The sequence below is a fragment of the Mesorhizobium sp. M0633 genome (genome assembly GCF_040320645.1).
GTDB lineage: Bacteria > Pseudomonadota > Alphaproteobacteria > Rhizobiales > Rhizobiaceae > Mesorhizobium.
Genome location: NZ_JAMYQC010000076.1, coordinates 1 through 7,223, shown reverse-complemented (window position 1 = coordinate 7,223; position 7,223 = coordinate 1). Strand labels below are relative to the sequence as shown.

At 61.8% G+C, this 7,223-nt stretch carries 11 protein-coding genes and 1 tRNA gene; all 12 read left to right on the top strand.

Annotation, left to right across the window (positions count from 1 at the left end; translation table 11 throughout):
- Positions 1–102, top strand: a 102-nt coding sequence (locus tag NKI47_RS34235; protein WP_152536282.1) for an EF-Tu C-terminal domain-related protein, incomplete at its 5' end; no start/stop codon positions are given.
- A gap of 219 nt (positions 103–321) precedes the next feature.
- Positions 322–1,722 (top strand): hypothetical protein, encoded by a 1,401-nt coding sequence (locus tag NKI47_RS34230; protein ID WP_352596108.1) that lies wholly within the window; start codon positions 322–324, stop codon positions 1,720–1,722.
- Positions 1,719–1,988: a hypothetical protein gene (locus tag NKI47_RS34225; protein ID WP_352596105.1), complete on the top strand. Its 270-nt coding sequence runs from the start codon at positions 1,719–1,721 to the stop codon at positions 1,986–1,988. Before NKI47_RS34230 ends, NKI47_RS34225 begins: the two co-directional genes overlap by 4 nt.
- A gap of 95 nt (positions 1,989–2,083) precedes the next feature.
- Positions 2,084–2,566 (top strand): group II truncated hemoglobin, encoded by a 483-nt coding sequence (locus NKI47_RS34220; protein WP_352596102.1) that lies wholly within the window; start codon positions 2,084–2,086, stop codon positions 2,564–2,566.
- A 145-nt stretch (positions 2,567–2,711) separates the two neighbouring features.
- Entirely contained in the window at positions 2,712–3,209 is a 498-nt protein-coding gene (locus NKI47_RS34215) for a hypothetical protein (protein WP_352596099.1), read from the top strand.
- Between the two features lie 77 nt (positions 3,210–3,286).
- Positions 3,287–3,362, top strand: a tRNA-Trp gene (locus NKI47_RS34210).
- 364 nt (positions 3,363–3,726) lie between these two features.
- Positions 3,727–3,930: a preprotein translocase subunit SecE gene (gene secE / locus NKI47_RS34205; RefSeq protein ID WP_023680439.1), complete on the top strand. Its 204-nt coding sequence runs from the start codon at positions 3,727–3,729 to the stop codon at positions 3,928–3,930.
- 27 nt (positions 3,931–3,957) lie between these two features.
- Entirely contained in the window at positions 3,958–4,485 is a 528-nt protein-coding gene (gene nusG, locus NKI47_RS34200; RefSeq protein ID WP_006333333.1) for a transcription termination/antitermination protein NusG, read from the top strand.
- Positions 4,486–4,645: 160 nt separating this feature from the next.
- Complete coding sequence (gene rplK / locus NKI47_RS34195) at positions 4,646–5,074, top strand: 50S ribosomal protein L11 (protein WP_023680440.1); 429 nt, start codon at positions 4,646–4,648, stop codon at positions 5,072–5,074.
- Positions 5,075–5,078: 4 nt separating this feature from the next.
- Positions 5,079–5,777, top strand: coding sequence for a 50S ribosomal protein L1 (gene rplA, locus NKI47_RS34190; RefSeq protein WP_023680441.1), 699 nt, complete (start codon positions 5,079–5,081; stop codon positions 5,775–5,777).
- A gap of 392 nt (positions 5,778–6,169) precedes the next feature.
- The gene (rplJ, locus tag NKI47_RS34185) at positions 6,170–6,688 is read left to right on the top strand and encodes a 50S ribosomal protein L10 (protein ID WP_008875657.1); all 519 of its coding nucleotides are present in this window, start codon (positions 6,170–6,172) and stop codon (positions 6,686–6,688) included.
- A gap of 54 nt (positions 6,689–6,742) precedes the next feature.
- The gene (gene rplL, locus NKI47_RS34180; protein ID WP_023680442.1) at positions 6,743–7,120 is read left to right on the top strand and encodes a 50S ribosomal protein L7/L12; all 378 of its coding nucleotides are present in this window, start codon (positions 6,743–6,745) and stop codon (positions 7,118–7,120) included.
- Positions 7,121–7,223 lie beyond the last annotated feature (103 nt).

Below are 7,223 nucleotides of genomic sequence, written 5' to 3'. Positions count from 1 at the left end.
GAGCTGATCGTGCCGATCGCCATGGAAGAGAAGCTGCGCTTCGCCATCCGTGAAGGCGGCCGCACCGTCGGTGCCGGCATCGTCGTCACCATCAAAGAGTAATCGCCGGCGCTGCCGGTTGAGATCGGATGCAAAGGGGCGGTCTTCGGGCCGCCCTTTTTGATTCTGATATTCTGGCAATGGATTAACCGCATTGCTTCAAATCCTGTTGCAAGCGCCTCTGCCATAACTAGTATAGGTTGCATCGAGGGGGCTGCCCGAATGGTTCCATGGCGCCGTTTGCATAGTCAGGCATGGTGGTCGCTAGGGCTGATCTGCCTGGTGTCGTTGCTTGCCATGGGCCACGCTGCCTTCGCAGCGGATGCAAAGAAATCCACGCCGGAAAAATCCGCGCCGGATTTCGGCCCGACGATGCGGTTCGTCGTCGTGCGCAGCAGCGCGCCGGGCTGCGAGCCGACCTGTCCGGAATGGATATCGGCGGAAGGCTCGATAGAAGCCGGCACGCCGGCCCTGTTCAAACGCGCGCTGAAAGCGCTTGGCGGCCGAAAGCTGCCGATCGTCGTCGATTCCCCCGGCGGCAATGTCGAAGCTGCGCTGACACTTGGCCGCCTGATCCGCAAGAACAAGCTCGATATCGCCGTCGGTAAAACCGGCTTCGTCGGCTGTCTGCCAGATATGAAGAACTGCAAGGAAAACGACGGCAAGGGCGCCCGTTATTTCGGCGATGCCTATGCCAACGGCGCCATCTGTAATTCCGCCTGTCCGTTGATGTTTTCCGGTGGCATCCGGCGCGTGGTCGGGGAATGGGCCTTTCTCGGCGTCCATCAGATCACCACGACCTACATCCGGACGAAACTGCTGTACCGCACCACCTATCGCATGGTGAAGGGCAAGAAAAAGATCCTCAGCACCCGGATCGTCAGCCGAAGAGACGCCGGCAGCTACAAGACCTACGAGATGAACAAGCCGCTGGAGAGGCGGCTATCGGCCTATCTGAAGGAGATGGGTATTGATAAGGGCGTGCTGGATATCATGAAGGCAACGCCAGCCAGCGATATAAGGCAGATCAAGCCGGGAGATATGCTGGCGATGAAGCTCGTCACCAGCCTCGAGTCCGTCGACATCCTGACGGAAGCAGCCATATGCCGGCGGAGCCCGGCGCCGGCGAACTGCAAGGAAATCCCTGCGAATGCCAAGCCGGCCGAGGTGGCAGCGATCGATGCGAAGGCCAGACCTTCTCAACCGGCTCAAGTCCCACTTTCTCAGCCGGCGAAGGCGGCACCTACCCAGCCGGTCGAGGCAGCGCCAGGGAATGGGGCGCCGGAGATGCGCTTCGTTGTGGTTCGCGGCAGCAATCCGCTGTGCAATCCCAACTGCCCGGAATGGATCTCGGCGGAAGGCGCGATTACCGCTGACACGCCCGAAAAATTGCGCCAACTGCTTGACAGCGTCGGCGACCGGCGCCTGCCCATCGTTATCAACTCGCCGGGTGGTGATGTGCTCGGTGCTTTGGCGGCCGGAAGGCTGATCCGCGAACGCAAGCTCGACGTCGCTGTGGCGCGGACGGATTTCATTGGCTGCGAGCCGCGGCAGGCCGACTGCACGGCCGAAGACGGCGTCTACAACGGGCTGACGGTCGATGCCGGCGGCGGTTGCGGCTCGGCCTGTCCGATCATGCTCGCCGGGGTGTCAAACGCCTGGTCGGCCCGCGTGCACAGTTGAGCGTGCATTCGGTAGGGCAGGAGCAAAAGGTCAAGGCCTATCTCGAGGACATGGCCATCGGCCCCGGTCTGTTTACCGCAATTCAGCTGTATTCAGTCGAACGGCAGCTCGAACTCGACAGGATGCTGAAATACGGGCTGATAACCGGGCATCAATCGGCAGACGAATTGACAGGCCCCGGCATCTGCAGATCGGAGCCACGGCCGGAAAACTGCCGCGAAGCCTCGGGCGCCAAGGCTCAGGCCAGCACGCCGGTCAAATCGTAACGCGGGCATTGCGGCCGACTGCCCATCGAGGCAGGTTGAGCGGCGCTCGGTGTTTCCGCTATCGTCCAGCGAAGACCAGCATGGGGGAAACACGAATGAGCCAGGATGTCCCGACATTGTTCGAATGGGCTGGTGGCTCCGAAGCGCTGAACCGCCTGACCCAAACCTTCTACGACAACGTCTCTCGGGACCCCATAGTCGGTCCGGTGTTCAAACACATGTCGCCGGATCATCCCGCTCACGTCGCGGCTTTCATCGGCGAAGTTTTTGGTGGACCGAAAACCTACAGCGAAAAGCACGGCGGCCATCGCGAGATGGTGATGCACCATCTCGGCAAGCATCTGACCGAGGAGCAGCGCCGGCGCTGGATCAACCTTCTCGCCGACGCCGCCGACGAGATCGGGTTGCCTGACGATCCCGAATTCCGCTCGGCCTTCATGGGCTATCTTGAATGGGGATCGCGGCTGGCCAAGATGAATTCCAACAAGGGCCCGACCTGCGATCCCGAGAGCGAACCAATGCCGGCCTGGGGTTGGGGGGTGCCGGGCGGCCCCTACAAGGCGCCTTCGGGAGACTGACCGGGGCGCGAATCGGTCGAAAACCCTGCCGCCAGGACCCGATTTGCGGGAAATGGGTGGCGGTGAATGGTTCGGTCCGCCAGGCTGGAACGGTTTGAGGCCGCCGTGGCTGGCGGGGGCCGCGCTGAAAAACCGGAGGCCTGCGATGGGATCGGACAGCAAAGCAAATTCTGACAGTGGCATCCGAAATCCGTTTGGCGTCATGGACGTCCCCACTCCCGACGACGAGGAGGTGTCGGCGTTCGCCGCCGGCGCGAAACTGGAGGGAACTCCAAGCGATGAAAATGCCGAGGCCTGGGGCACCGAAAGCGACCGCGACCGCAACGACACCATCGAAGGCAGCTGGTCCAGCCGTTGGAACGGCGGTGCCGATCCCACGATTCCAGGCGACAGCAAGGATAAATGGAAGTCTGGCTGGGGCGAGGTGAAGACGGCGGGAGAGAGAGTTTACCTGCTGTTCGATTGGCATAATGGCGTGCGCAAGGGGCTCATCGATGCCCGGCGCCAGGGTGCGAAAGGGCTGGTGGGAAAATACATCAATCTGACCGACCCGGAAATCGTGCGTCCCTGGGTCGGCTTGATCGTCAGCAATCAACGGATCGACGGGAAATGGCCGGGAGGACGCCTGGACTTTCGAAGATGAAGGCCGGGTAGCGCACGTCGCTCTTTACAGAGCGCGCGGAAGCTTTTAGGAAGCGCCTGTTGCGCCGACATGCGCATACGGGCATAGCTCAGTTGGTAGAGCGGCGGTCTCCAAAACCGCAGGTCGTAGGTTCGAGCCCTGCTGCCCGTGCCATTCTTTGAATGGATACCTAAAAACGATTCTTTTGCAGTGCGGCCTTTGAAAATCGGCTTGTGACTTGCCATATAGCACAAGTTGCGGCATAAGGGCCGCATAGCCGGGACGGGACGACTGGATGGTTCCGAGGCGGCGTTTGGCCATAAAGCGGACACTTGCCACTTGCGTGGATCAAGAATCGGTTTTATGTAGACGAGACAGACACGCGACGCGTGGAGCTGGGAAGCCGGCTTTACGCGTCTGATTTGCATGGGCGAAATGATTGCGCTGATTCGGCGCGAACGCACGCTCAAGCGGCACGTCCCGGCCAGCGGGATCATCCAGGAGACCCGGCCAACGGGTCTTGCAGACAGAGCGGCATATGGCTTCGAAAACCACAAATCCTTTCACCTTTCTCCAGCAGGTTCGCGCGGAGACCGCCAAGGTCACTTGGCCGTCGCGGCGCGAAACGATGATCTCGACGGTGATGGTCCTTGTGTTCGCGGTCATCGCGATGATCTTTTTCTTTACCGCAGACGTGGCCATGGGCTTTGCGGTCGAAAAAATCCTCGGCCTCGGACAGTAAGTCCGGCGATTACGGAGAAGTCTTGAAATGACCGCGCGGTGGTACATCGTCCACGCCTACTCGAACTTTGAAAAGAAGGTCGCCGAGGACATCGAGAACAAGGCCAAGCAGAAGGGCCTGTCCGCCGACATCGAGCAGATCGTGGTGCCGACCGAGAAGGTCGTCGAGATCCGCCGCGGCCGCAAGGTCGATGCCGAGCGCAAGTTCTTTCCGGGCTATGTGCTGCTGAAAGCCAATCTGACCGACGCCGTGTTTTCGCTCGTCAAGAACACGCCGAAGGTCACCGGTTTCCTGGGCGACTCCAAGCCGGTGCCGATCACCGAAGCCGAGGCCCAGCGTATCCTGAACCAGGTTCAGGAGGGCGTCGAGCGGCCGAAGCCGTCGGTGACGTTCGAGATCGGCGAAGCGATCCGCGTTTCGGATGGACCATTCGCGTCCTTTAACGGTTTCGTCCAGGAAGTGGACGAGGAGCGGGCGCGGCTCAAGGTGGAAGTTTCGATCTTCGGGCGCGCTGTGCCGGTCGATCTGGAATTCGGACAGGTCGAGAAGGGCTGATCCGAAATCCCTGCACCGGTTTCGGCGGCAGGGAAGGCGGCGCGGAGATCGCGCGGCCAAAAACGGGTGGGAGGCGAATGCGGCTTTAGCCGGCCGCGCGGACCGCACCACCAGACTGCAACCGCCGGCAAGACCGGCATGAGAAAAGGCAGGAAGAGAGATGGCTAAGAAAATTGCAGGCCAGCTCAAGCTCCAGGTTTCCGCGGGATCGGCCACGCCGTCGCCCCCGATCGGCCCGGCGCTTGGTCAGCGTGGCATCAACATCATGGAGTTCTGCAAGGCGTTCAACGCGCAGACCCAGGAAATGGAAAAGGGCTCGCCGGTTCCGGTCGTCATCACCTACTACCAGGACAAGTCGTTCACCTTCGTCATGAAGACGCCGCCGGTGAGCTACTTCCTGAAGAAGGCTGCGAACCTGAAGTCGGGCTCGAAGGAGCCGGGCAAGGTCAAGGCCGGCACGATCGGCCGCGACAAGGTGCGCGCCATCGCCGAGCAGAAGATGAAGGATCTGAACGCAAACGACGTCGAGGCGGCCATGCGCATGGTCGAGGGCTCCGCCCGCTCGATGGGTCTGGAAGTGGTGGGCTGAGATCATGGCAAAGATTGCAAAGCGTGTATCGAAGACCCGCGAAGGCATCGATCCCAACAAGGCTTATGCTTTGGGTGAGGCGCTGAAGCTGCTCAAGGATCGCTCCTCGGTGAAGTTCGACGAGACGATCGAAGTCGCGATGAACCTCGGCGTCGACCCGCGCCATGCCGACCAGATGGTCCGCGGCGTGGTCAATCTGCCGAACGGCACCGGCCGCAGCGTTCGCGTCGCCGTGTTCGCGCGTGGCGACAAGGCCGAGGAGGCCAAGGCCGCCGGCGCCGACATCGTCGGAGCCGAGGATCTGGTCGACATCGTCCAGAAGGGCACGATCGACTTCGACCGCTGCATCGCCACGCCGGACATGATGCCGCTGGTCGGCCGTCTCGGCAAGGTGCTCGGTCCGCGCGGCATGATGCCGAACCCGAAGGTCGGCACCGTAACCACCGACGTTACCGCCGCCGTCAAGGCATCGAAGGGCGGCGCCGTCGAGTTCCGCGTCGAGAAGGCCGGCATCGTTCACGCCGGCGTCGGCAAGGTCTCGTTCGACGTCAAGGCGCTGGAAGAAAACGTCCGCGCCTTCGCTGACGCGGTGACCAGGGCAAAGCCGGCTGGTGCCAAGGGCAACTACGTCAAGAAGGTGTCGGTCACCTCGACGATGGGCCCGGGCCTCAAGCTCGACGTCTCGACGCTCGCAGCGTCCTGATACGAACAATTGGATCGGCCGCTAAAACGCTGATCCGTGAAAGAATTCCGGGCCTCCGACCTGTCGGCGGCCCGGTACCGGAAGTCGAAAGGCTTCCGGACATCCTGTCCGAGATTGCAGGCGGCCCCCAAGCCTTAGGTGATGTGGGCCTTAATTCATGCGGGCCTGCATGAGACGGGTGAAGACCGGACAAAGGAGCGAAAGCTCCAATGAAAGGTTCGAACCGTGTTTGCCTTTTGTCTGCGCACCGTCCGGCTTGCCGGCAGGTGTGGCGAAAGGGGGCAGGATCCTCGAGCGTCGTTCGGGAGATCCGTTACTGGATGGCCCGGCCGGCAAAAAGGCAACCCGACGCCTGTCCTTCGTAGAGGGCAGGGGTCAACTGGAGATAGGCAGTGGACAGAGCGGAAAAACGCGAACTCGTCACGGGCCTGAATGATGCGTTTTCAAGCGCTGGTTCAGTCGTCGTGGCCCACTACGCCGGTATCACCGTCGCGCAAATGAACGACCTTCGGTCGAAAATGCGCGCCGCCGGTGGCACCGTCAAAGTCGCGAAGAACCGTCTCGCCAAAATCGCTCTTCAGGGCACGGACTCCGCATCGATCATCGAGCTGTTCAAGGGACAGACGCTGATCGCCTATTCGGAGGATCCGATTGCGGCGCCGAAGGTCGCGTCCGATTTCGCCAAGGGAAATGACAAGCTCGTCATTCTCGGCGGCGCAATGGGTACCACCTCGCTCAATGCCGACGGTGTGAAGGCACTCGCCACACTTCCGTCGCTCGATGAGCTGCGCGCCAGGCTGGTTGGCATGATCGCCACGCCGGCAACCCGGATCGCCCAGATCGTCAATGCGCCTGCGGCTTCGGTCGCGCGCGTCATCGGCGCTTACGCCCGGAAGGACGAGGCGGCATGAGGCCGTTCCTCGCTATCACAAACACACGTTCGAACCTTATGAAGGAACATTGCAATGGCTGATCTGGCAAAGATCGTAGACGACCTTTCGAAGCTAACCGTCCTCGAGGCGGCCGAGCTGTCGAAGCTTCTTGAAGAAAAGTGGGGCGTTTCCGCCGCTGCTCCGGTGGCGGTTGCCGCTGCCGGCGGCGCTGCGGCCGCTGCTGCTCCGGTCGAGGAAAAGACGGAATTCGACGTCGTCCTCACCGAGGCAGGCGCTCAGAAGATCAACGTCATCAAGGAAGTTCGCGCCATCACCGGTCTTGGCCTCAAGGAAGCCAAGGACCTGGTCGAGGCGGCTCCGAAGCCGGTCAAGGAAGCCGTTTCCAAGGCCGACGCGGACAAGTTCAAGGCCCAGCTGGAAGCAGCCGGCGCCAAGGTCGAACTGAAGTAAGCGTTGAGTACCGGGGGGCCGCGGGGGGCCCGGCCCCCCCCCAGTGGCGGGGGAGGGGGGGGGGGGGAAGCGGCGCCGGGTGGGGTTTTAAAAAAAGAGCCCG